A 25444-nucleotide genomic window follows, 5' to 3' on the forward strand; every position below is an offset into this window, starting at 1 on the left:
CCTCTGCTGTGGCAAAAGAGCGCTTTCTTGTTTAGACGTCCGCGTGGTAGAAGACCGTGAAGTAGCCGGTATTGGCGGCCGAGTTGGAGGCCTCGACGCCGACCCAGCCGTGGAACGTACCGGAGTCGCCGAGGATCTCCAGCATCGGTTTGCGGTGCGAGCCGCCGGTGTAGCAGGTCGCGCTGGTGAGGCATTGACACCAGTGCTCGTAGTAGGTCTTGCGGCCACCGCCCGCGAGATAGTAGCGGATCGGCGAGGAGTTGCCGCTGGAGCAGGCGCTGCACGCCGTCGATGGAGCGCTCAGGACGCTCAGGCAGTTGGTGCTGCACTGCTGGAAGTCCTGGAGGTTCATGACGCTTGGTCCGGCGCCCCCGGCGGTGTTGAAGCCCGCGTACCGGCCGCTGTAGCTCTTGCGCGGAACGTCGGCCATCGTGGTGAAGGCGTTGTTGGAGGCGCTGGAGCCGAACCCCCAGCCGACGTTGGCGTCGTAGTTGGAACTCGCGAGATCCAGGCGCGCCAGGTCGGTGCTCGGGTGGCTGATGTTCCAAGTCTCGGCGGACCCGTTCGACCAGGTGATGACGGTCTGCGTGGCGGTGGTGGTGTAGGTGCCGTAGTAGGTCGAACCGGCTCCCTCGAAACCGGCTGCCGTCCTGACCGGACAGTTGTCGCAGCCCGTCGAGGTGACGCCGGTGTTGGCCGCGCCGACCGCCTGAGTGCGGTTCCAGTACCAGAACCCTTCCCGGACCGTGCCGTCGCCGAAGAAGTAGTACATCGCGATCCGTACCCAGACCGGGCCGGAGGTCACGCCGGGCGCGGGGATCGCACCCAAGGCGACGGTGTAGATGTGCCTGCCGCCCGGATAGTCGACGGCCACAGCAGGCGTGGGCGTGAGAACGATTGCCAGGAACGCGACCACGGACAAGGAGAAGAGTCGGCGCATTCTGGCGATTATGCCCGATCTGCCGCCCCCGCGACGGCCCTCTCAATCCGCGGGTTCGGGGTTCAATTCCCTGGCGGCGCACCATATCTGAGCTGCCCATTCGCCGAGAAGGCGGGTGGGCAGCTTCGATGTGTTGTGGTCGGTGAGTCACTGGTGAGTCACACCAGCAGGCTCACCGAGATCAGCTGTTTCGGCTGGTCTCGAGCGCGGTTCGCGCTCAACGCAACCCATCCAGGTGCGGTGCGTTGCCAGGGGTCTTGAACCCCGAATCCACGGTTCGAGAGTTCGCTCCTCTTCCGATTGCGCTACTGCGCAGGATTGGGACAACGTGAAACTCTTGACCCGAGAGTGGTTCATCAGGGTGTCCACGATCAAGGGCAAACTCCCTGCTACACGTCGCAGCTGTCGACTGGAGTGATCCAGACCCTTGTCGGGCGTCCGATCGCCGAGACCGCGGGTACGCGACCACGCGTACCCGCGGATGCGATCAACCGGCCACGATGCCCAGCGCGGCGAGCAGTTCGTCGAAGGTCTCCTCGGCGAGGGTGTGGTGCGCGTCCAGCGCCGCCCGCAGCGCGGTTTCCGACGCCGTCAGCCCCGCTTCGGCCGACCATGCCAGCGCCTGGCCGACGACCTCGTCCCGCGACGTGCCCAGCGGCGGAGCGCCCATCTCCTCGGCCGCCTCCTCGTGCAGATAGGCGCGCCAGCGTACGCCGCCGGGCGTCAGCGCCGAGACGTCGGCGAGGTCGCTGTCGAGGATGAACGCCGACAGCGCGGGCGAGCCGGTCTGCGTGACCAGCGTCTGCGTGGCCGAACGAAGGTCGCCGTCGAGGTGCAGCGACTGCCAGCCGCCGCCGAGGTCCTGCTGGTCGAGGATCCCGATGCCGGGCAGCGCCTCGGCCAGCCGGTGGTCGGAGCGGGCGACCACGATCCGTCCGGTGTATCCCATGCGATGTTCCCTTCTGTCACAGCGAGCGGCGGGCGGTCTTCTCGGCAGTACGGTACCGAGAAGACCCGCCGGCATCAGGCGAAGATGACGATGCCGATGATGATGATGGCTGCCAAGGCGGCCGCGAGGAGGATGAGGAGCAGCGCGAGGAGCGCGAGCTCGGCCATCTGCTTCACGGGCGCCGGGACTTCGATCGGCGGCTTGTCCTCGTTTTCGCCGTCCGTGGCCCGGTTGTTCGGTGTCGGCGTCGGTTTGACCCCGGGTGTGTTCTGCGAGTTGGGCACCGGCAACGACGTGGTCTCCGGTTGGGCGGTGTTGGTCGCCGTCGGGGCCGGCGACGGCGAGGCCGAGGACTTCTTGTCGTCGTCGGTGGTGTACACCTCGACGCCGGTGAAATCCAGGGCGTTACCGTCCGCGCCCTTCTTTTTCGTGCTGTCGTGGGTCGTGACGGTTTTCTTCGGGTTGCTGGGTAACGGCCCTTGCTGCTCGGGGTCCAGCGCCGGCCCCTTGCCCACGGTGCGGCCCTTGTACTGCGAGTAGTTGGGATCGCTATCGATCATGGGTTGGAGCTTCTTGACGTAGTTGTCCAGCTGCGCGGGCCCTTCCAGCTCCACGCCGTTGCCCTCATGCTTCATCTCCCAGATGTAGACCTTCCCGGGATCGCAGTCCCAGCAGATGATGTCGGCGTAACCGGGCTTCTCGGTCTTATTCGACGAGCCTTTACGGATGAAGTTGTCGACCCGGGTCGTGGTGACCCGCGCTTCGGGCCAGCGCTCGTGGATCCGCTTCACCCGCAGCGCGATCGCCTCCTCATGAGCCTCGTTGAACTTGTCCCACCAGTTCGCGTCGTCGTTGGTGCCGCCGCCCTCGATGTTGGCGTTGCCCGAACCCTCGCCGCCGGGATCGTGATACTGACCGGTCGGGTCGCTGAACGTGACCGGGTTGTTGCCTGAGTAGGCGTACCCGTGCATCTGCTGCGGATCGCCGATCTTCAGCAGCGGGTCGAGCGACACGAACCGGCCGATCGCCGGGTCGTAGTCGCGGGCGCCCAGGTGGACCAGGCCCGACGGATCGAGCTGGCCGCCCAGGAAGCCCCGTTCGTTCACCCACGTCCCGCCCGGCCCCCGGGCCTGGGCGAACGGCGTCTGGTACCGCACGACCTCCTGCTGCGTGCTGGCCTTGACGGCCGTCAACGCGGTGCCCTGATGGTCGGAGACCAGCCAGATGACGCCGTCGATCGTCCGCTGAGCGACGATCTGCCCGGCCCACTTGTAGGTGCGCGTCTCCGCGACCGCCCCGGTCGACTTCGTCAGCTTGAACTCGGTGTCGCCGAGGTACAGCGTCACCGTCGTGGCGTCCTTGCGGAGCAGGCGATTGCCGCCCGCGTCGTAGATGTAGGACGTCGTCGCGCCGGACTCGGTGACCGAGGTCAGCTTCGATTCGCTGTCCCACTGCAGATCCTGGCTCGCCGTGCCGTGCGGACGCGTGCGCAGATCACCGATCGGGTCGTACGTGTACGACCCGGCCATCGCCCCGGTGGTGCTGTTGAGCAGGTGCTTGCCGTCGGCCACGTGGTAATCGGTGCGACTGTCCCCTGTGGACGTGTGATCGACCTGGCTCAGCCGCGTACCGAGGTCGTCGTAGGTCCACGACTGCCAGTAGGGTGCCGGGCCGCCGAGTCTGTCCGTCGTCCGCCGGGCCGGGTCGCAGTTGCCGTCCTGCGGCGTCCACGCCTCGGTCAGCCGCTTCAGATAGTCCTGCTGGAAGCACTGGTTGTCGCCGGTGACCGGATCGGACATCGCGACGATGTCGCCGTCGGCGTCGTACGCGTAGTGCGCGTCGGCGATCACCCCGCCCGACGTCGTGCTCGTCGTCGCGTGGTCGAGGCGATGCGTCGGCAGGTCGTAGGCGAAGTCCCGGTAGACCTCGTCCGTGCCGTGCTTGTCGGTGGTCAGCACGAAGCCGCCCAGCGACGCGTCGCCGTTGTACGCCGTCGACTTCACGTACGCGTTCGCGCCCGGATAGTCGGTGTCCTGATGGGACGCCAGTCCGGTGACCGGATCGTAGGCGTAGAAAACCGTCTCCGCGGCCAGATCGCCGCGGGCGCCGAAGGTGTAGCCCGACACGCTCCCGTCGGTCGCGTCGTTGTAGCCGATGACGAAGGTGTAGGCGCCGGCGAGCGCGCCCTCACCTGCCGGCAGGGTCGTCGTAGTGCCGGTGCTCTGGTTGCGGGCGTTGTAGCCGCGGATCGCCGTCTGATATTCGGCCGTGCCGACCCAACGGCTGGCGGTGGCCGGCTGGCCCTTGCCACCCGGTGCGGTGTCGTACGTCCACGTGATCCTCTTGGCGTTGGTGGCCTTGTCGTACAGGCCCGTCTTGCGGCTGAGCGTGTCGTAGGTGTACTTCAGCGCCGAGGCGGCGCCGCGGGCGTCGGTGACCGTCGAGAGCCGGTCGGCGGCGTCGAAGGTGTAGGTCGTCTCGCCCCGATCGGGGTCCGACGACCAGATCTGCTGGCCACGCAGGTTGTTCTTGTACTTCCAGACGTTGCCCGCGTCGTCGGTGACCGACGCCAGCTCGCCCTTGCCGTTGTACGCGTACGTGGTCGTCGTGCCGCTGCCCGCACCCGCGCCCGGGGTGTACTGCTGCAACTTGACCGTGTGACCCCGCGCGTCGGTGTAGACCGTCGTGGCGATGCCCCCGGCCGGCGGCCCGGTGTCGATATGGTCGCCGCCGTAGTGCGTCGAAGTGCGCCACTGCTCGACACCCCGCGGCTGTGACACGGTGGCGACCGTCCGCCCGGCCTGGTCGTAGATCGTGCGCGACTGGACGTAGATCTGCGTCGCGTCGCCGCTGACGAGGTCGCCGGACGGCGGCGCGTTGTTGGCGTACGGGCCGAGCTGCAGGTAGCCGCGGCCGGCGCTGTCGAACCGCGTCTCGGTGATGATCCGCGCGCCGGGCGTCGCCGAGGGCAGCTGGACTTCACGTTTGCGCAGCAGCGAGTCCAGGATGGTGTACGAGTCGACGTAGTTGCCCGCCGCGTTCAGCGAGCGGGTGTGCGTCCACACTGGACCATCGGTGCGCATCGCGTAGTCGTAGAGAGTGTTGGCGCCCGACGCCCGGTCGCGGCCTGGCTGCCACACCGCCGAGGTACGTCCGAGCGCGTCGAATGTGACGTCGGTGCGGTTGCCGTTCATGTCGGTCGAGGCCGTCGTCGCACCCCACGCCGGGTCCATCTCGACGGTCGTCGTGTAGGTCCGGGAGTCGGCCAGGACGCTGGTGGTGACCTTGTTGACGCCGCCGCCGGACACCGTGTCGTACACGGTCGTGCGCTTGGCTCCGGCGATGTCGTACGCCACGTCGGCACGCCCGTAGTCGTCGTAATGGGCGCGCAACTGGGCGGCGAACGTCATCGTCGTCGCGTTGGTCCACGTCGACAACGTCTCGGTCTTCGTGATGTGGCCGTAGGTCGGCGCCGTCGTGTACGCCGTCGCGTTGTCGTAGTAGTTGCGCGTGATGCCGATGACGTCGTCCGAACTCACCGGCGCGGTGGCGCACGGGCGGGCGTAGGACTCCACCTTCACGGCCTTGTCGAGAATCCACGCCCCGGTGTTGCGCGCGTACGTGGTCTTGACGCACGTCTCGTCGCCGACCACCGTGGCGCTGCCGACGACCGCCTCGTCGCCGGAGTCGTCGACCTGGACCGGCATGCCCATGTCGTCGTAGGTCGTCGCCTTGGTGGTGTACCGCCAGCCGCTGCCGTGGTCGATCTTCGTACGGCTGCGGATCGTTGCGGTGTCGATGAACCGGGCACTCGTCGTGACGTTGTTGACCGTCTTGGACGCGGTCGCGGCCGACTGCCACGGCGTCGACACGGTGGCGCCGATGATCGCGTCGCCGTCGTAGGCGCGTTCCTCCCGGACCAGGCCGGCCAGCGCGTCGGAGTCGGCGACGGGCGGATCGTTGTCGCTGCTGCCGACGGTGACGCTGCGGGTCGTGCCGTCGGCCTTCGTGTCGCCGTCCATGCCGCGGAAGTAGGTCGTCTCCGTCCGCGTCTGCTCGGCGCCCGTACCGCGCAGGATGCGCAGGCCGTCGTAGCCGCGCCACTGGCCCCAGCTCAGGTTCTCCTTCTTGACCAGGCCGTCGTCGTAGTCGCGGTGCCAGGCGGGCGATCCCAGGTACTCGTACTTGCTCACCACCGGCGGCGATCCGCCGGTCAGGTCGGTCTCGGTGACACCGACGACCACGTACTTGTGGAAGTAGTCGGTCACCGGGTTGGCGAACCCGTCGGGCTGCCACTTCACCGGATAACACCGCAGCGAGTTGTTGTCCTCGGCGGCCGGCATCCGGCTGCTCTTAACGCAGTCGGGGTCGCTGTAGAACACCGAGATCTGCCCGCCGGTCTCGGTGCGGATGGACGTCAGCCGCGGCCACGCGTACGCGTAGATGTTGTCGGTCGGGGTGTCGACCCGGTTGTTCATCATGGTGCCGGTGAGGACCGTCTCGGGCAGTGAGGTCTCGGTGCCCACGAGGCCGGTGTGGGTGATGCCGGCCAGCCACAGCCCGGCGTGGCTGCCGTCCATCGGCGCGGTCCAGCTCGACCGCAGCGTCCACCGGTCGACCGGCCGGTACGCCGTTCCGCCCCACACCTGCGTCGTGACGCTGGCGAGCCGGCGCGCCGACCAGAACGTGGGCGAGTGGTTGTCGCACGCCTTGTCGGCCGTGCAGCCCTGGTCCAGCGGGGTGTCGAGCCAGTTCTTCCAGTTCGCCTGGACCGTCTGGTCGCAGCCGGTCGCGGTGGAGCACCGGTCGCCCGGCGTGAAAATCACCTGGGCGGGCGCGGTCCCGTACGCCGTCGTGCTGCGCGTGCCGTAGTCGATCCGGGCGAGCATCCCGCCGCGGATGTAACGGTTGCGCTTGGCCGGGTCGTTGTTGCGGCCGTAGTAGTTCTCCTCCTGGCTGTACCAGTAGGCGGTGGTGTTCTGGTTCGGGTCGATGACGTAGTCGAGGTTCCAGCGCCACGCCTGGTCGCAGAACGAGTCCACGAACGCCGCCTGATGGCAGGTCTCCCCCGGGTTGTTGCCGGCGACCGGCTCCGTCCACGTGGACTTCGTCTCGGTGGCGCCCGCCGTCCAGCCCGGCAGCCGGTTGCGGCCGAAGAAGTACTGGATGCCGTTGGTGGTCGTGGCCCGCCAGTATTCGCCGTTGTCGTCGCCGTTGCCCAGCGACGCGTCGACGAGCTTCTCGACCTTGGTGCCGTCGTCCTTCTTCAGATGCCAGCGGTTCTCGGCCGCGTTGAAGATGAGTTCGTTGGTCGCGCCGCCGAGGCTCAGCACGACGTTCTCCGGGCCCCAGCACTGGTCGCCGGTCTTGGTGGTGTTGTTCGCCGTGCCGCCCATGTCCTCGGCGCACGCCTTGAACCGCCGCTCGACGTAGCCGGGCGAGTAGTCGAAGCCCTCGCCGAGCATCGACGGCTGGTTGTTGGTCGCCGCCGTCCGCCCGTCGACGGCCTGCGACGAGTAGGTGAACGTCACGTCGGGGGCGGCGCCGCCCAGGGCGGGCGGCATCCGCAGCGGGTACTTCCAGCCGAAGTCGCCGGTGCTGCCGCCGGCCTGCCACGACGACGACGGTGCGATCGGCGAGGCGTCGAAGGCCCCGGCCGCGCCGGACGCGCCGGCCTCCAGGGCCATCAGGGTGCTCGCGCTGCCCGCGAGCGGCGCGCTGATCGTGACGGTGCCGGCCTTCTGGTCGTTCTTCGATGCCACGGGTACGCCCCGGCAGGCGGGCGCGTCCGGAGTGGACAGTGCGCATTCGGGCAGCGCCACGACACGCAGACGCGACGCCCAGTCCGCCCCGTACGCGTTGCGGAAACCGCGGTAGTCGACGGTCACCGGCGCCCGCGTCGGCTTCGCCGCAGCCGTCGTGGCCGACAGTCCCGACGTGGTGGCCGGTGTCGCCCGGGCGAGGCGGATCAGCACACCGGCGACGCGGGCGCGCTCGGATGCCGTGCGGTCCAGGAACTCCACGCGCAGCCGGGCGGCGCCCGACGCCGGTGCCCCGAGCCGGGCCGGCAGGGTGCCCGCCGTCGCCGCCGCCGCGCCAGTGTCCACTTCAGACACGCCGACCGGCCAGGCGGCGTCGGGTACGGCGCCGTTCAGGAGCTTGGCCGGTGACTGGAGGCGGGCGGGTTGAGTGCGGACGGCGGTGACGGCGACCGCCGGGATCTTCTGCCCGTCGGGATGGTGGAACTTCCCGGCGGCCAGAGCCTGTGCGTGGATACCGGTGTTGATGGCGACGGTGATCGGCAGGATGAAGGCGAATGCCCGGAAGACGCGCGGCAACCTCACTGAAGCTCTCCCCAGTGGCTCAAGCGGATGTCGGAGTGAAGGAGCCGCACCCGCCCGTGTCGGCGGACGGGTGCGGCGAGAATCGATCAGTGGCGGATGATCAGCGCCTCGTTGTCCTTGAGCGTCCACTCGTGGTCGGCCATCAGCAGACCGCCGTCGCCCGCCGGATTCACCAGCGAGGCGATGCCCTCACCCCAGTCGTTGCCCTGCAGCGCCGCGGTGATCCCGTTGTAGTTGAAGGTCATCGTTCCGTCTTCGCCGAAGACGACCTCGAACCCGAACAGCGGGGTGGAGTCCCAGATCCTGACGTTGCGCCACTCGACGACGAACTGCCGGTTCGGCGCTGTGCCGATGACCTTCGTGTAGACCCCGGTCGACGGGTCGTCGAAGGACGATTCGCCGAACGGCGCCACGATGTTGGGCGCCGACCACGGGATCGTCTCGCAGTAGTTGAACTGGCCGTCGGCGGGCTGGGTGAAGTAGACCGTGCCGTACTTGTCGACCCAGCCGGAGGTGTAGGAGACGCCGTAGAACTTGAACGCGAACGGCAGGGTCAGCGCCGACGCGGCGGTCGTGTTCACCGGCACCTGCGTGGTCCCGGCCACGAACGCGGTGTTCGGCGCGACCGTGCAGTAGTAGCCGTACGCGTCCTGCTTGTGGGCGGTCACGAAGTCCTTGACCCCGTTGGCCTCCAGGTGCAGGTTCGTCGTCGCGACATCGCCGCAGCGCCGCTCGGCGGAGACGAAGATGTCATGCTCACCGGTCGCGAACCCGCCGAGGGAGTAATGCCCCGCCGCGTCGGTGTACACGGCGTTGTCGGCCCACCGGTTGTCGGTCACCTGGTAGCCCACGGCGGGGCTGCCGTCCGGCTTGCGTACGGTGCCCGACAGCGTCCAGTTCTCCACACCCGGCGGGTGGAAGGTGATCAGGCCGCCGTTGAACACGGCGTACTTCATGTACGTGTATTGGAATCCGGCCGTACCGGTGGAGTTCTCGATGCCGATGGTCCCGGCCCCGCCGCCCTGGTCGGCCATGTAGATGTCGGCGTAGTTGAACTGGATGCTGCCGTGCTCGCCCAGCAGCGCCTCGAACGACCACCGGTGGTCGTCGCCGAGAAGGGTGACGTTGCGCCACTCGACGACGAACTGCCGGTTCGGTGCCGTGCCGATGATGCTCGTACGCACACTCGCCGACGCGTCGACCACGATGTCCGACCACATCGGAGCGATGAAGTTGTTGGGCCCCGCTTCGCTGGGCACGACCGTGTTCTGGTGGCTGGACTGGCCGGGGTTGGTGAAGTAAAGCACGCCGTTGGTGTCCACCCAGGCCGTGGAGTAGTTGGTGCCGTAGAACGGGAACGCGAACGGCAACGCCGTACTGGTCAACGCGTTGTCGCCGGTCAGCGGCAGCACCGTCGTGTCGGCGTGGACGAACGGATGGTCCCAGCCGTCGTAGACGCACCGGTAGCCGGCGGCGTCGATCTGCGGGTGCAGTTGCAGGTTCATCGCCACATCGTCATCCACATAGGAGTCAGAGACGACGATCTCGCCGCAGTGCTCGTCGGTGTACGCGATCACCTCATAGGAGCCGTTTTCCAGGCCGGTGAACTGGTAGTGACCGTTCTCGTCGGCCTGGATCCAGGTTCCGGTCGTCGCCAGCTCCATGGACAGGTACGCCGCGGGCGTGCCGTCGGCGTAGGTCACGTCGCCCGACAGGGTCCACGCTCCGATCGGCTGGGCGAACATCGGCGGCTGGATGGTGATCTGCTGGCCGTTGGCGGCGATCGGCTGGAACGCCTGGTATTGCAGGCCCACCATGCCGCCCGGGCTTTCGATGCCGACGACGGCCTCGGACTGCACGGAGCCGTCCGCGGGCAGATTCTGGTAGTTGAACGCGATGCTCTGGTCCTCGCCGAGGATCAGCTCGAAGGAGAACCGGGTCATGGCCGCGTCCCAGTACCGGTAGACGTTGTGCCACTCGACCACGAACCGCCGGTTCGGAGCCGTGCCGACCACCGCCGTGCGTACGCTCGACGACGCGTCGCGGACGAGGTTCGCCCACAGCGGTGCGATGACGCCGTTGGGCCGGGTGCCGGACGGGATGCTGGTCGGATCGCCCTGCATGCAGCAGTCCATCTCGTGGAACGTGACGTCGCCCTGGTCGCCGACCCACAGCGTGCTCACGTCGGCGCCGTAGTAGGTGAACGCGAACGGCAGTGCCACCGGCACCACGCCGTAGTCGTTGTCGTTGTAGGTCAGCGCCGCCGAACCGGCGACGAACGGCGCCGCCGCCACGGAGCAGGAGTAGCCGTAGGCGTCGCCCTGCGGCGAGACCGCCATGTCCATGCTGGTCTGCCCCTCGCCCAGCACCAGTTCGGTACTGGCGAACTTCCCGCACCGGTTCGCACCGGCGAGGACGGCCAGCTTGAACGAGCCCGGCGCCAGCCCGCCGATCGAGTAGTAGCCGGTGGCGTCGGTGGTGGTGGTCTGCCCGCCGGGCTGCAACGTCACCGTCGCCCCGGCGACCGCCGCCGACGTGTCGGCGTCGGTGACCTTGCCCACGATGCTCGTCGGGCGGTGCACCCGCAGATCGAAGCGGCCCGCGTCGCTCTGCGCACCGGCCGAGGTGCCGTCGTCGTAGTACGCGAACGCGCCGACGTAGAGGACATCCGCGGCGGTCAAGGTCACGCTCACCGTCACCGGGCTGCCGTCGGCGTTGGCGTTGACCGTCTGCACGTTGGCGATGCTGGTGTAGTACTTGAACTTCTTGACGTTCGTGTCGCCGCCGGAGCTGAGCGTCACGGTGAACGGCGTACCGACGGTCACGTCCACGCTCGCCGACGACACGACCGGCGCCGCCGGGTAGTACAGGGCCTTGACCTCACCGGCCGACAACGAGCGGTTCCAGACGCGTACGTCGTCGAGCACACCGGCCCAGAAGCCGGCGTTGACGTCCGCGGCCCTCGTGCGGCCGATCGACGCCGCGCCCGTCGCGTTCCACAACGCCACCGGTACGCTGCCCGAACCGGCCGCCGTCCCGTTGACGTAGAGCTTCACGGTGTTGGCCGTCGCGTCGTAGACACCGAGCAGATGCGTCCAGGAGTTCAGCGCCGCGCTGCCCGTCGCGCTGGCCGTGGACGTCGCCGGGGCGGTCGTGTCGGTCTGGTTGACCGTGAAACGCCAGCAGTCGCAGGCGGTCGCGTAACCCAGCCAGTACGCGCCGGTGTGCGTACCATCCTGGGAGATCGCGGCACGGTCGGCGCCCTTCGTGGTCAGCTTGACCCACGCGGACACCGTGTAGTTCTGGTCGGTACGCACCGGCGTGTTGGCGGTGTCGGCGGCGTTGCGGCCGTTGATCGGACCGGCGGTGGTCGCGAAGGCCGTGCTGCCGTTGAGGTTCAGCGCGAAGCCGCGCCCGCCGCGGCCGGTCGTCCAGGCCGCCGACCCGGCGAGGGTGGCCGTATCGGGATGCTGGGCCGAGGCGTCGGCGGCGGTCGTGCCGGTGCCCTCGTTGAGCGCGAAGTACGCTGCCGGCGGCGCGCCCGGCCCCACTCCGAACTCGTAGAGCAGGAAGTCGGGATCGGAACCGCCGCTGCCCCGGCTGAGGTTGCCGGCCTTGTCCATGCTCCACACTCGCAGGCTGTTGATCCCGGCCTTCACCGGATACACCAGCGCCTTGCCGACGCCGTTGACGTCGGCCGCCACTGGCGTGCACGAGGTGGGATCGAGGACGTCGCTGACCGTGTAGCAGAAGTGGTCGAAGTCCGTACGCACAGCCGGCGGCTGGAACGTGAAGATGTCAGGCTGCCCCGGGCTGCCGTGCGGATTGCGGTCGGGGTACAGCGTCGATGACACACCCGTCGGTTTGGGCGGCGGCGTCGCGTCGACGGAGAAGGAGCACACCGGCGACCATTGCGAATTGTCGATCTGGTCGTTGGCGTACGCCTGGAACGTGTAGTCGCCGTCGGCCAGCGATTGCGTGGTGACGCCCTGGGCGTAGCCGGGGTTGCCGAGGTTTCCCAGGTCCAGCTTCTGGCTGTCGGACATCGCGGCGCCCGGCGTCGCCCAGTAGAGCCGGCCGGTCAGCGGCTGCCCGGTGTCGGGGTCGGTCACCCGCGCGCGCAGCTGCGGCGTACGCGAGTGGACCCACAACTGGGCGCCGGAGTTGCACGCCTGCCCGTCGACCGACATCTGATCGGGCGCGTTCGGATATGAGTTGTAGGTGATCGACAGCTGCGCCGTGTTCTTCTCGAACCGCTTCCACGACGAGGAGTCGTTCTCGTTCACCGCTCGCAGGCCCAGCGTCGTGGACGGCCAGCCCTCCCGCTCGGACCGTTGCACGAAACTCGTCGCGTCGAAGTCGACCGGCCCGGCCGGGCACGAGCTGCTGTTATAGAACTTCAGTGAGTTGTTGACGCCGAGGCCGGTCAGCCAGCCGGTGCTGTTCTTGTTCCAGGCCGTGTTCCACGTCGTCGATGTGTCGGTGCCGTTGGTGCCCCACAATTGCGTCGAGCGTGTCGTCTTGTCGCCGCACCACGACGACGACCACAGCTGCTTGATGGAGAACGTGGCGCTGCTGATGTTCTTGTACTTCAGGGCGGAGGTGTTGAACTCGAAGAATTCCCGGGCGACGAAGCCGCCGTCCTCGGGCGACTTGCCGACCTTCACCTCGCCGGCGTAGGAGTTGGAGCTGGACGCCAGGCCGATGTTGTACATCGGGTTCGCCGCGTTGGTGGACACGGTGGACCAATGATTCAACCCGACCGGCGTGATCTGCCACACCGGGTCGACCATCACCGGGAAGTCAGTGTCGTTGCCCCGCAACAGCTTCAGGTCGGGCTTGACGGTCAGCGCCCCGCCGGACATCTCCACATCGACCGGCGCCTGCCGCGGCTCGACCTCCTCCAGCTCGGCCGGCGTGGACGCACCCGCCGACACCGCCGACGGCGACCGCGGCTGCGGCTTCGACCGCGCCGCCGGGCGTACCGCCTTGGCCCGCGAGTCCCACATCATCGCCGCACCGCGCAGGAACACCGCCCCGGACGCATCGGTCACGGTCGCGATCCCGGACCGGTCCGTCGTCGACCGCAGACCCGGCGCACTGACCGTGAACGCGACCCGCTCCAGAGCCGGGTTCTGCGCCGCCGCCCGGGTCTTGACGACCAGGACATGGGTGAACCCGTCGACATCCGCCTGAATCTGCAGATCCACACCGGGCAGGACCTCGGCGTACGTGGCCGTCGACCCTTGCAGCACCGGCTCGGGCAGCCTTCCCTTCCAGCCCAGCGCCATCCGGCGCCCCGCCGACCCGATCGACGCCAGCGTCCTCACAGCACCGCCGGCGAACGTCATCGGCACCAGGGCCGCCCGCGGCGACACCGACCCGTCCGCGTTGCGTACCAGCGTGGCGTCGGCCTTCACCCAGACACCGTTCTTATGCGTACGCACCGGCCGCAGGCTCGACTCCACGGTGAACGAGCCGTTGGGATTGGCGTACACCGTCGCCGTCTCCGTCCGCTCCCCGGTCACCTCGACACGGGTCTTCCACCGCCGCGCGGCCGCCGAGGCACTACGCGCGTCAGGCGCCTCATGTGCCGGCTGAGCCTCCTCGTGAGCCTTCTCATGCGCCGGATTCCGGGTGCTGCCCGCGGGCGAAGGATGGGAGCCCGGCGCGCCCTGCGCGTTCACCGGCCCCCACAACACGGTCGTGACCGCGACGGCGGCGGCCACAGCCAGACGAATGGACACAATGGAGCGCACGCGGACCCCCTGTAGGTCAACCAGGTCGTGGCTGTCGCGACCTTGCGCAGCCATCGCCTGACAAGCAAGCGCCCACCCGGAGACCAGGTTCGGCGTGCCGCACGCTACCGATCACCGCTCAGCGAACCGCTCAGCACGGCACACGCCGTCTATCAGCGAAAACGCCGTAGACCGGCAATCGAACCGGCAGTTTCCGCGCTGCCTGAGGCCGCGTCTCAGTTGGCTTCGTAGCGACGGTGGCCTATGAGTTGGCATGCGAGCGTTGCGAACGCCTGGAAGGTGGGGAGCCGAAGAAGGCTACAAGATCAAATTTGAGGCCCGCACGTCATGGCACGCACAGACACGAAACGACATCGAGTGGGTACGAACAGGAAATATAGACACCGGACTCTTCGCCCGCGTGCGGGCGCGACGCCTGAGGCCGCCGTCCGGTTCGGGGTGCGACGGGTAGCGGCGGCTTTGTCGTTGACCGGTTCCCGACGTGACCCGGCGATGCGAGTAGGTCAGGGCTGCGACGGGGACTGCCGTGACAGCGGTAAACGATCACCGGCCGCGGGGCGTTCGGCTTGATCGTGGTCCGAAAGCTTGATCAAGAGCCCGGATTCTGTCAAAAGCGGCTCGATTTTGCAGATCCCCGGCTCTTGATCAAGCAATAGAGCTCCACATCTGCAGATTCCGGGCACTTGATCACCGCCAGCCATCCCGCAGCCGAACCGGTTCCCTGCCGAACGACGCGACGCGTGCGAGCGGCAGGCCACCCACGCCACAGGCTTGGGACCCCTTTTGGACTCTCGGTCGCGGGTGGAGATCGTGGTGGCGCCGCCGGAAGATCTCCCGGCGGCGCCGTTTCACTGGAGGGGACAGAGGTCCCGATCCTCAGTGCGGACCCTCGTTGAGGATCTGCGTCTCCGACTTGCTGATCGCCGGGATCGCCGTGGCACCGAGCTTGATCGACGCCGGCAGCGCCGGGCTCTCCGTGTCCACCTTCACGTACTGGTCGGCCGTGCCCTGCTGGGCGTACGTGCCGGCCGGGCCGCCGACGACCGCGTACCCGCCGGCGGGGTCGTTGGCCGCGTACATCGCCGGGGTGAGGAAGAGCAGGTACGACTTGGACGTCAGCAGCGCCGACTTGCCGGTGGAGATGTCGTCGCCGGGGGTCACGACGTCGATCTCCTTGGCCGTGAGGACGCCGGCGACGACCTTGACGATGCGCATCTGCGTGTACGGGGTCGGGGCCGACTTCGCGTCGCCGTAGGGGAACGGCTTCGTCGAGGTCTTGCCGGTCGGCTCGGCGACGACGACCGCGCTGGCGTGCGTCGTGAGGTCGCTGAGGGTGTTGTATTCGAAGGCGCGCGTGCCCACGTCGGCGATGCGGGGTACCGCGCCGGCCGTGCCCTGGCTCGTGGATCCACAGGCTGTCAACGTCATGGCCGCCGCCAATGCGAATACGGCCACTCGAACCTTAGTAGAGCCCATTGACGCCCGCCTTGTCGTCGCTCTGCGGAGTATTGACCGTACGCGAGTCACTGTAATACATGAGGTACGCGGTGGAACCATTGTTGTGCGCCAGTCCGAACGAGTGTCCGAGTTCGTGGGCCGCGACACCGTAGCGCTTCGCGGTGCTGTATCCCGACACGATCGGCCAGTTCAGGACGACCTCCATGCCGCCGGAGACCCAGAATCCGCCGCTGCACGTCGGGAAGTCCTGGACCGTTCCCGGCTTACGGGTGACGCCGCTCCAGGATACGGTGTTGCCGCGATTCTCATTCGTCCCCGTGAAGAGCGCCGGAGTCGTGTTCCAGTTGAAGTGGGCGTCCAGTCCGTTCCACAAGGGAACGGCGTTGCCCCAGGCCGGATACGAGATCAACGGCGAGGGGACGTAGAAGTTGATGGACGATGTGGACCACTTGCAGCCCAGCGAGTTCCACGCCGACGCGCTGGGCGCGTTCACGACCGCGGCGAGGGGCAGGGCGATGAGGAGGGATGTTACGACAGTCAGTAGGCGTCGTCTCATCGTTCGAACATAGATATCAGTCAGTATTTATCTGCATCGATTGTCCAAGATTTGCCAGTTCCCCCTTGCCTGGTCAGCCAGGTCGCCCAGCCTGTGCTAACGTGCGCCTCCCACATGATCACGCCGGGAGAACCGATGAAGCGCTGGCCGCTGTTGCTGGGCACCGTCCTGCTCGCGGGGTGCGGATCTCCGACGGCGACGCCGCAGGCCGCGGCCCCCAGCGCCGCGACCTCCGCCACCGCCGGCTCGCCTTCCGTCGCGCCGAAGCCTTCGCCGTCGCGGAAGATCGACTGGTCGCAGGTCGCCCAGGGCGCCGCGGCCGATCCCTCCTCCGTCGATGCGAGCTGGGGCGCCCCCATCGGTGACTTCCAGGTGGAGCGGCCTTTACTCCCGGTCTGCGGCAAGGAGGTCCTGAAGCCCGCGGACAAGGCGGTCGCCTGGGAGCGCACCTGGGGTCTCCGGGCGGCCCTCGTGCGCCAGACCGTGTACGCCTTCCCCGACCCCGCCTCGGCGCGACGCATCCTCGGGGCGGCCGGGCCGGCGGACGCCCGGTGCCCCTCGTACAAGATGCAGTACCTCCCCGAACGTCACACGGCGGTGGTGCCGACGGGCGTCCAGCTCAACTCCGACGTCCCGTCGGGGCATCTGCGGTGCGACAAGGTGGCCTGGACAGGTCAGCCGCTGAGGTACGAATGCACGGCCGTGTTCGGCTACGGCCACCTCGTCAGCGTGGTGAGCAGCACGGCGGACAACCAGCATGACGCCGAACGCGATCTGCACGACCTGCTCTACGCGTCGCTCAACCGGTTCGACCTGATCGCGCGCGCCGCGTCCTGACCGTCGGGACGCGGGCTCAGAGGTCGAACGCGTCCTCGCGGGCCGCCCGGTCGTACGCCTGCCGGGAGGCGGAGATCGCGGGCCGGTTGCGCTGCGCCCAGTCCATGAGCGTCAGGAACGACTCGTACAGCTCCCGGGCCATCGGCGTGACCGTGTAGTCGACCTTCGGCGGGACCGTCGGGTAGACCGTGCGGATCAGCAGGCCGTCCCGTTCGAGGCTGCGCAGCGTCAGCGTGAGCATGCGGCGGCTGATGCCCTCGATCCGGCGTTCGAGCTCGGTGAAGCGGACCGGGCCGTTGGCCGCGGCGATGAGGATCTGAATGCTCCATTTGCCGCTGATGCGTTCGAGCACCTCGCGGACGGGGCAGTTCTCGGCGACCGGCTCGATGAAGTCGCGCTCGTCCGGCAGGCGCTCCTCCAGGACGGTCACACCCATGTTCCTCTGGGACATGAAAGTGCCTCCTTCCGCACTACGTCCATCGTTACAGATGATGGACTCTGTTACAACCCGTTCCCTATGGGTGAACGGTCTTGAAGACGGCACTTGTCAGAGATCAACACATTTTTGTCGGACCGGAAGGGACAGGGACCGTGACCGAGTCCAGGAGCCCGGGTACGCACGCGGGCTCGAAGATGGCACTGCTCGCGTTCTGCATGCTCATCTTCTCCATCGACTACAACATCGTCTACGTGGCGCTGCCGCAGATCGGAGCCGACGTCGGCTTCTCGCCGCAGTCGCTGCAGTGGGTCGTCAGCGCGTACGCGGTGGGTCTGGGCGGCTTCCTGCTGCTGGGCGGGCGGGCCGTCGACAAGCTCGGCGCTCGCAACATGCTCGTGGTGGCGCTGCTGCTCTACGCGCTGGCGTCACTCGCCGGCGCGCTGGCCCCCAACCCGGGCGTGCTCATCGGCGCGCGCGTCGTCCAGGGTATCGGCGGTGCGCTGCTGTTCCCGGCAACGCTGTCGCTCATCTCCACGAGTTTCGCCGAAGGCCCCGAGCGCAACAAGGCGTTCGCCTGGTGGGGTACCGCCGGTGCCTCCGGCGCCATCGTCGGCGCGATGGTCGGCGGCCTGTTGACCAGTGCCTTCGGGTGGCAGTCGGTGTTCTACGCGAACATCCCGCTCTGCGTACTGGCCATCTTCGGGGCGTACAAGCTGCTGGCGAAGGACAACGTCACGGCGGGTGCGGGCGGCTTCGACGTGCTGGGCGCGCTCGTCGCCACCGGCGCGTCCACGCTGCTCGTGTTCGGCCTGATCAGTGGGCCGGAGGCCGGCTGGCAGTCGGCCCGGGTCGTCGGCAGCCTGGTCGGCGGCGTCGTGCTGCTGATCCTGTTCTTCGTCATCGAGCGGTTCAGCCGTGATCCGCTGGCTCCGACGCGGATGTTCAGCGTACGCAGCCTGGTCGTGGCGATGGCGATCATCTTCGTGTTCCAGGGCGCCATCAACACGCTGCACTACCTGTTCTTCATCGACGTCCAGGACGTCCTGAAGTACTCGGCGCTGCAGGCCGGCCTCGCCTTCCTGCCGATGAGCGCGTTCGCCATGCTCGGCTCGAACAAGCTGCTGCCGTTCCTGCTGAAGCGCTCCGGCGTACGCGTCGTGCTGTTCGTCGGCATGCTCGGCGTCGGGGCGGCGATGATCATCCTCGCGGTCACCATGACCGTCAGCGGGTCCTACTGGACGCTGCTGCCCGGCCTCCTGCTCTGGGGTCTGTTCGCCGGCACGTTGTACCCCGCGATGTTCCTCGCGGCGGGCTCCGGCATCCCCGGTAACGAGCAGGGCGTCGCGTCCGGCCTCGCCCAGACGTCGGCCCAGCTGGGCGGCGCTCTGGGGTTGGCCGCCCTCATCGCGGTGGCCAACGCCGGGCTCGACCTGTCGGCGGGCGCGACCAACTCCGCCGACGTCGTGCTCCATGGGCTGAAGGCGGCCTCGCTGGTCGGCGGCATCGCCGCCGCGGCCGGGTCGCTGCTGGCCTTCCTCATCCCTCGGCCCGCCGCACAACCGGCCCCTGAGCCGGTCGCCGCCAATGCCTCCGACGGTGAACCGGCCGCGGCGAGCTGAGTCCGACGGGCGGGACGGTCTCCTGGTGGGGGATCGGCCGTCCCGCCCGTCCGGGTTGGGCATCAGATGCCCGGGGTGAGGATCTGGTCCACGGCCGCCGCGTACTCGGTGGCGTCGACGATCACCTTGACGGTGTCGGCGCCGTCCACGACCCGGGTGAACCGCCGGCCGATCAGGGTCAGCTGACCGTCCTCGGTGGCCCGGCCGCGGATGAGGGTCTCGGCACGGGTCAGCTCGGCGGCGTACGCGCGCAGGTTCGGTTCGCCTTTCCACTCCGGCAGCTCGCGGACGCGCTCCGGGAACCGGTAGATGGGCTGCCACTGACCGCCGGCCGGCCGCCGGTGCAGGATCCACGCGGTGCCGCCGGCGCCGGGGCCGTCAGGGGAAGGGCCGTCGGGGACCAGCTCGTACGACGCCCCGCCGATCTCCTGGACGCCCGGCGCGAAGCGGAGCGGCTCGGTGAAGGAGGGTCCGGCGAACCCGACGTCGGCGATCCACCGCTGACCGTCCAATGTCACGACCGTGAACATGTGCTCCAGCTCGGGCCCGTAGAACCCGTTCGCCATGCGTACGCCGGCCGCCATGATCTGCACGTCGAAGCCGAGGCGGACCAGCAGGTTGCGGAACAGGCCGCCGATCTCGTGGCAGACGCCGCCGCGACGGCCGGTCACCACCGCGTCGAAGATCGCGTCGACGTCGATGTCGACCTGTTCCCAGATGTCGAGGCCTCGCGCGGAGTTGAGCGCGTTGTCGAAGGGTATGGCCATGAGGTGGCGCTTGTGCAGCTCGCGCAGGAGCTCCACCGTCGGGGCGGTCGGGCCGGTGTAGCCCAGCCGCTTGAGGTACGCGTCGGTGTCGAACATGGCCCGATTGTCGCCCCGGCGAGCTGCCCTTTGCTCCCCTACCGACCCCCTTATCGGGAAATCGTACATATCACTGTACTTTGCCGGGATGGGCGGCCGATTGCCGAGGGATGGGCGCCCGCAGACCGCGATTTCCCATCCGCTTGTTAGCGTCGATTTGATCGAAAAAACCGCTCGTCAGGGGAGGTTTACGTGGATCTCGTCGAACGCTCGGAACCGCTCGCGGTCCTGGAATCGGCCGCGCGGCGTACCCTCGGCGGCCGTGGTCAGATCAATGTGGTCGGTGGACCGCCGGGCGTCGGCAAGACCGCCATGCTGCAGGCCCTCACCGAGGCGATGGAGGTCCGCGACGCCGCCGTCGCGCACGCCGCCTGCGCCCCGGCCGAGCGCCACCTCGCCTGGGGCGTCGTGCACCAGCTGGTCGCCGCGCCCGCCTTCCCCGTCGACCTCGCCGACCGCGCCGAGAAGCTGCTCGGCGACGGGGACGGCACCGACGCCCTCCCCCGGCTCTGCGCCGACGTGCTGCGCGTCAGCCGCCAGCGGCCGCTGCTGCTCACCGTCGACGACATCCAGTACGCCGACACCGCCTCCCTGCGCTTCCTGCTGCACCTGGCCCGGCGTACGCGCAACCTGCGGGTGCAGCTGGCGCTGACGACGAGCGTCGAGCCCACCGCCGACACCGAGCCGTTCCTGGCCGAACTGCGCCGGCAGCCGCACTTCCGCTGCCTGGGCCTGTCGCCGCTGTCGGACCGGGGGGCGGCCGAACTCGTCTCCCGCCGCCTGGACCGGGCGGAGGCGCTCGGCGCGGAGGAGATCCTGCGCGCCGGCGGCGGCAACCCCCGCCTGCTCGAAGCGCTCCTCGACGACTACGCGCAGACCGGTCTGCCCGGACTCGCGTACAGGCAGGCTCTGATCGGATGCGTGCTGCGCGCGGAGGACGACGCCGCCCGCGTGGCCCGGGCCCTCGCGGTGCTCGGCGAGGACGCGCGGGCCGCGGACGTGGCGGCGGTGCTGGACCACGAGCCGGCGGCGGTACGCGCGGCGCTGGAGACGCTCGCGGCGGCGCGGATCTTCGAGCATCCCGCGGCGCGGGCGGCGATCCTGGAGGACCTGGGCGAGCAGCGTGCGCAGCTGCACGCCCGAGCAGCCGAAGTGTTGTACGCCAACGGTTCCCCGGCATCCACGGTGGCCGGGCATCTGCTCGCGACCGGTCCCCTGCCGGTACGCTGGGCGGCCGGCGTGCTCGGCGAGGCGGCCGAGCAGGCGCTGGCCGAGGACCGCACGGCCGTCGCGGCACGGATGCTGAGCCTGGCGATCCAGTGCCCGGCTGAGCCCGCCGAGCTGGCGCGGGCCCGGGCTGCCCTCACCGACCTGCTGTGGCAGGAGAATCCGGCGAGCACCGGCGAGCACCTGACCGAGCTGATCTCGGCCGCCCGCGCCGGGCACCTGCCGCGCCCCGAGGAGATCCAGCTCGTCCGCCGCCTGCTGTGGCTCGGCCGCGCCGCGGAGGCGGCCACCGTCCTGCAACGGCTCCGCTCGGCCGCGGCCGGGTCGGGCGACCCGGAGGCGGAGGTGCACGACCTGGAGCAGTGGCTCACGCTGAGCCACCCGCCGCTGGCCCGGCCGGCGGGCCTGCGCGGCCCCGACGACGCCGACGCGCGGCTGGTCGCCCCGCGGGTGGACCCGTGGCTGCGGGCGTGCGCGTCGATCGCCGCCTCGCTCGTGCGGGGCCGGTTGACCGAGGCCGCCGCCACCGCCGAGCGGACGCTGCACGACCTGCTGCTCGGCCGGCACACGGGCTGGGCCGAGGAGTCCGTCCTCACCGCGATGCTGGCCCTGACCCGGGCCGACCGGGTCGAGGCGGCCGCGAGCTGGCACGCCCGGCTCAGCGCCACCACCGACCGGGGGCCGACCTGGCAAGCGGTCCTGGCCGCCGCCCGCTCCGAGATCGCGCTCGCCCGCGGTGACCTGGCCGGCGTCGTCCAGGCCGCCGAGGAGGCGCTCACCCTGCCGGTCAAGGGCTGGGGCATCGCGGCCGGCCTGCCGCTCGGCGACCTCGTCGTGGCCACCTCCCGGCTCGGCCGCTGGGAACAGGCCGCCACCCATCTCGCCGTCGCCGTGCCCGACGCCCTGCACGACAGCCGCTACGCCCTGCACTACCTGTACGCGCGCGGCCACCACCAGCTCGCCACCCGCCACCATCACGCGGCCCTGTCCGACTTCCTCGCCTGCGGTGAGCTGAGCCGCCGGTGGGGGCTGGAACCGGCCGCGCTCGTCGCCTGGCGGGCCGGTGCCGCCGAAGCCTGGCTGCGCCTGGGCAACCGGGATCAGGCCCGCCTGCTGCTGCGCGACCAGCTCGCCCGGCCCGGTGCCGCCGGCGGGCGTACGCGGGCCGTCTCGCTGCGCCTGCTGGCCGCCTGCGACACCGGGGTACGCCGTCCGCAGCTGCTGGCCGAGGCGCTCGAACTGCTCGAATCCTGCGGCGACCGGTTCGAGCAGGCGCGTACGCTCACCGACCTGGCCAAGGCCCATCACGGGCTCGGGGACAACCGGCGGGCGCGTACCGTGTTCCGGCGGGCGCTGCACATGGCCCAGCTGTGCGAGGCGGAACCGCTGCGCCGCGAACTGCTCGCGATCACGAGCGAGCTGGGCGAGCTCGCGCAGCCCGACGCGGACACCGGGCTGCTGGCGACGCTGACGGGTTCGGAGCAGCGGGTGGCCGCCCTGGCCGCCATGGGCTACACCAACCGGGAGATCGCCGCCCGGCTCTACGTCACCGCCAGCACGGTCGAACAGCACCTGACCAGGGTGTACCGCAAACTCAACGTCAAGCACCGCCGCGAGCTCCCGGTCGACCTCAGCCGCCTGGTCTCCTCCGCCTGAGCGCTTACCCCCGGCCGCTTACCCCGGCCCATGATCCCGCTTGGATCACGGTTGTCACCCGAATCTTGGCCCATGATTCGGGTGATTTCCCTGATCCAAACCGGATCATGGGAGCGGGGCGGGGTGCGGCGACCGGATCATGGGAGGCGGCGGGGTGTCCGGGGGCGGGGCCTGGGCGGCTGGCATGATCCACACAGTGATGGGTGCCGCGCTCCTGCTGAAGCTGTTCCTCGCTCCCGCTCTCGTCGTCGGTTCCACGCTCGCCGGGCGCCGCTGGGGACCGGCCCTGACCGGCACCCTGGTCGCCCTGCCGATCGTCGCCGGTCCGATCCTGCTGATCAGCTACCTCGATCACGGCCCGGGCTTCGCCGCCGACGCCGCCTCGGCCTCGCTGCGGGGCATCGCCGTCCTCGGCGGCTTCGCCCTGCTGTACGCGGTGGTCTGCGTACGCCTGCCCTGGCCGCTGACGCTCGCGGTGACCTGGACCGCCTGCCTCGCCGCCGGTTACCTGTCCGCGCTCGTCCACGTCGGACCGGTCGTCGGCCTGGTCCTCGCCCTGGCCACCAACACCGCCTGCTGGTACGCCCTCGGCCGGCTGCGCACCGGTCACCCGCCCAAGGTACGCCCGGCGTGGTGGGACCTGCCGAGCCGGGCGCTGGCGACCGGCGTACTCGTGGTGGCCCTGACGACGGCCGCGGCGGCTCTGGGACCGGAGCTGACCGGCGTGCTGGCGCCGTTCCCGATCGCGACGAGCGTCGTGGCGACGTTCGCGCTCGTCCAGGCCGGACCGGCGGCGGCGATCACCACCCTGCACGGGGTGCTGCGCGGGCTGCCGGGATTCGCGGTCTTCTGCTTCGTGGTCGCGCTGACCGCCGGGCACGTCGGCGTGTGGGCCTACGCGCTCGCGTCGACGGCGGCGCTCGTGACCGCCTACGCGCTGCGGCCCGCCCTCCCCCAGCCCGCTGCCTTCCCCAAGCCCACTGCCCTCCCCAAGCCCACTGCCCTCCCCGAGCCGGACCTCGCCCCCGAGCCGGGCACCGCACCGGCACACCCGGCATCGGAGCTCATCGGGAAGTAGCGGTCTCCACGAGGGTTTCGGCGATGCCCACCGCGTGGTCGACCAGGAAGAAGTGGCCGCCAGGGTAGACCCGCAGGTCGACGGGGTGCCGGGCGTGCCGCTGCCAGTCGGCCGCCTCGTCCGCGCTCACCATCGGGTCCGTGTCGCCGGTCAGCACCGTCACCGGGCACTCCAGCGGCGGCGTCGCGTCCGCGTGCCGGTAGGTCTCGATCGCCTGGTAGTCGCCGCGTACCGCGGGCAGGATCAGCTCCAGCACCTCCGGGTCCGCGAGCAGCGCGCTGTGCGTACCGCTCAGGCGGCGCAGCTCCGCGACCACTCCGGCGTCGTCCCGCCGGTGCACCGTCTCGTCCCGGTACCGCGACGGCGCGCGCCGCCCCGACACCACCAGCGCCGCGGGACTCTTCACCACTGCCATCTCGTACGCGACCACGGCGCCCATGCTGTGTCCGAAGTAGACGACGGGCCGGTCGCCGAACCCGGCCAGCGCGTCGAGCACCCCGGCCGCGATCTCGCGTACGTCGGTGACGACCGGTTCGCGCCGGCGCTCCTGGCGGCCCGGGTACTGCACGCCCAGCACGCGTACGCGCGGCGCGACGAGCCGGGCCAGCGGATGGAAGAAGCTCGCCGAACCGCCCGCGTGCGGCAGGCAGACGAGGTCGGCGACGGCGTCGGGCGCGCCCGGGAACACGTGCATCCACGGTGAATTCGGCTGCGGTGAATTCGGCTGCGGCGAGGTCGGCTGAGATGTCATCGACACCAGTATGTTCTCTCCAGCGGCGGTTCCCCACCCGGATAGGGGTCGGTCTGGGGTGCCGCTGGGGTGTCGGCAAGGGCCCTTCCCTTGTCACCATGGTCTTCGAGAAGGAATCGGGTGGTCGGCTTGGCTCCGGGAACTGTCTGGGCGGTCAGCGATCTGCATGTCGCGTACGACGCCAACAAGGCGATCGTCGAGGCGATGCGGCCGGCGGCCGACGACGACTGGCTCCTCGTCGCCGGGGACGTCGGGGAGAACTTCGCCGACATCGAGTGGACCCTGAAGACCCTCGCCGAGCGGTACGCGACGGTCGTCTGGTCGCCGGGCAACCACGAACTCTGGACGCCCAAGGACGATCCGGTGCAGTCCCGCGGGGTCGCACGGTACGAGGCGCTGGTCGAGATGTGCCGGGGGTACGGCGTGCACACGCCCGAGGATCCGTTCCCGGTCTGGAACGGCGACGGCGGTCCGATCACGGTCGCCCCGCTGTTCCTGCTCTACGACTACTCGTTCCGACCCGAGGGGGCCACGACGACCGAGGAGGGCCTCGCGCTCGCGTACGCCGCCGGGATCGTCTGCACCGACGAGTTCTTCCTGCACCCCGACCCGTACGCCACCAGAGCCGAATGGTGCGCGGCGCGCGTCGCGTACTCGGAGAAGAGGTTGTCGGCGGTGACCACGCCGACGATCTTGATGAACCACTGGCCGCTGGTACGCGAACCCACCAGGATCCTGCGCCACCAGGTGTTCGCGCAGTGGTGCGGCACGGAGCTGACGGCGGACTGGCACACGCGGTTCGGCGCGCACACCGTGGTCTACGGCCACCTGCACATCCCCCGGACGACCGCCTACGACGGCGTCCCCTTCGAAGAGGTCTCGCTCGGCTACCCCCGGGAATGGACGGCGCACGGCGGTTTCCGCGGGCCGCGCCGCATCCTGCCCCGCGCCGGCGGCCGTCCCTAGAG

Annotated in this window: 14 protein-coding genes; 5 read left to right on the forward strand and 9 right to left on the reverse strand. The window is 69.5% G+C overall.

The genetic code is table 11. From position 1 onward, the window contains the following. Positions 1-31 precede the first annotated feature (31 nt). The 6 genes from G401_RS0104430 to G401_RS0104455 form a co-directional block, all read right to left on the reverse strand. A complete protein-coding gene (locus G401_RS0104430; RefSeq protein WP_157545312.1) occupies positions 32-940 on the reverse strand; it encodes a hypothetical protein in 909 nt (302 codons plus the stop codon). A 487-nt stretch (positions 941-1427) separates the two neighbouring features. Then, positions 1428-1889, reverse strand: a complete 462-nt coding sequence (locus tag G401_RS52345) for a hypothetical protein (RefSeq protein ID WP_027341553.1) — start codon at positions 1887-1889, stop codon at positions 1428-1430. A 74-nt stretch (positions 1890-1963) separates the two neighbouring features. Continuing rightward, the gene (locus G401_RS43420; protein WP_157545314.1) at positions 1964-8233 is read right to left on the reverse strand and encodes an RHS repeat domain-containing protein; all 6270 of its coding nucleotides are present in this window, start codon (positions 8231-8233) and stop codon (positions 1964-1966) included. A gap of 86 nt (positions 8234-8319) precedes the next feature. Then, positions 8320-13992, reverse strand: a complete 5673-nt coding sequence (locus G401_RS0104445; RefSeq protein WP_157545316.1) for a LamG-like jellyroll fold domain-containing protein — start codon at positions 13990-13992, stop codon at positions 8320-8322. 876 nt (positions 13993-14868) lie between these two features. After that, entirely contained in the window at positions 14869-15420 is a 552-nt protein-coding gene (locus tag G401_RS0104450) for a hypothetical protein (protein ID WP_027341555.1), read from the reverse strand. A 34-nt stretch (positions 15421-15454) separates the two neighbouring features. After that, positions 15455-16006 carry a matrixin family metalloprotease gene (locus G401_RS0104455; protein WP_027341556.1) on the reverse strand — a complete coding sequence of 184 codons (552 nt, stop codon included), beginning with the start codon at positions 16004-16006 and terminating at the stop codon, positions 15455-15457. A 135-nt stretch (positions 16007-16141) separates the two neighbouring features. Here G401_RS0104455 and G401_RS0104460 point away from each other — a divergent pair, with 135 nt between their 5' ends. Next, on the forward strand, positions 16142-16843 hold the full coding sequence (locus G401_RS0104460) for a hypothetical protein (RefSeq protein WP_027341557.1): 702 nt from the start codon (positions 16142-16144) through the stop codon (positions 16841-16843). 16 nt (positions 16844-16859) lie between these two features. Here the strand turns inward: G401_RS0104460 and G401_RS0104465 are convergent, their stop codons facing one another. After that, on the reverse strand, positions 16860-17294 hold the full coding sequence (locus G401_RS0104465) for a winged helix-turn-helix transcriptional regulator (RefSeq protein ID WP_027341558.1): 435 nt from the start codon (positions 17292-17294) through the stop codon (positions 16860-16862). A gap of 140 nt (positions 17295-17434) precedes the next feature. On the opposite strand from G401_RS0104465, the gene G401_RS43425 reads away from it, so the two are divergent. Next, complete coding sequence (locus tag G401_RS43425; RefSeq protein ID WP_211240664.1) at positions 17435-18901, forward strand: MFS transporter; 1467 nt, start codon at positions 17435-17437, stop codon at positions 18899-18901. A 62-nt stretch (positions 18902-18963) separates the two neighbouring features. Here the strand turns inward: G401_RS43425 and G401_RS0104475 are convergent, their stop codons facing one another. Next, positions 18964-19764 (reverse strand): arylamine N-acetyltransferase family protein, encoded by an 801-nt coding sequence (locus tag G401_RS0104475; protein ID WP_027341559.1) that lies wholly within the window; start codon positions 19762-19764, stop codon positions 18964-18966. Positions 19765-19956: 192 nt separating this feature from the next. Between G401_RS0104475 and G401_RS0104480 the strand changes: the two genes are divergently transcribed. Continuing rightward, positions 19957-22647, forward strand: coding sequence for an AAA family ATPase (locus tag G401_RS0104480; protein WP_027341560.1), 2691 nt, complete (start codon positions 19957-19959; stop codon positions 22645-22647). Positions 22648-22831: 184 nt separating this feature from the next. Beyond that, positions 22832-23725 (forward strand): hypothetical protein, encoded by an 894-nt coding sequence (locus G401_RS43430; RefSeq protein ID WP_211240665.1) that lies wholly within the window; start codon positions 22832-22834, stop codon positions 23723-23725. On the opposite strand, the gene G401_RS0104490 is transcribed toward G401_RS43430, so the two are convergent. Next, positions 23712-24476, reverse strand: a complete 765-nt coding sequence (locus G401_RS0104490; protein ID WP_407636821.1) for a thioesterase II family protein — start codon at positions 24474-24476, stop codon at positions 23712-23714. The two genes, G401_RS43430 and G401_RS0104490, sit on opposite strands and share 14 nt — an antisense overlap. 120 nt (positions 24477-24596) lie before the next feature. On the opposite strand from G401_RS0104490, the gene G401_RS0104495 reads away from it, so the two are divergent. Then, complete coding sequence (locus tag G401_RS0104495; protein WP_027341562.1) at positions 24597-25442, forward strand: metallophosphoesterase family protein; 846 nt, start codon at positions 24597-24599, stop codon at positions 25440-25442. The last annotated feature ends 2 nt before the right edge of the window (positions 25443-25444 follow it).

The sequence above is a fragment of the Hamadaea tsunoensis DSM 44101 genome, from assembly GCF_000428945.1.
In the GTDB taxonomy this organism is placed as follows: Bacteria; Actinomycetota; Actinomycetes; order Mycobacteriales; family Micromonosporaceae; genus Hamadaea; species Hamadaea tsunoensis.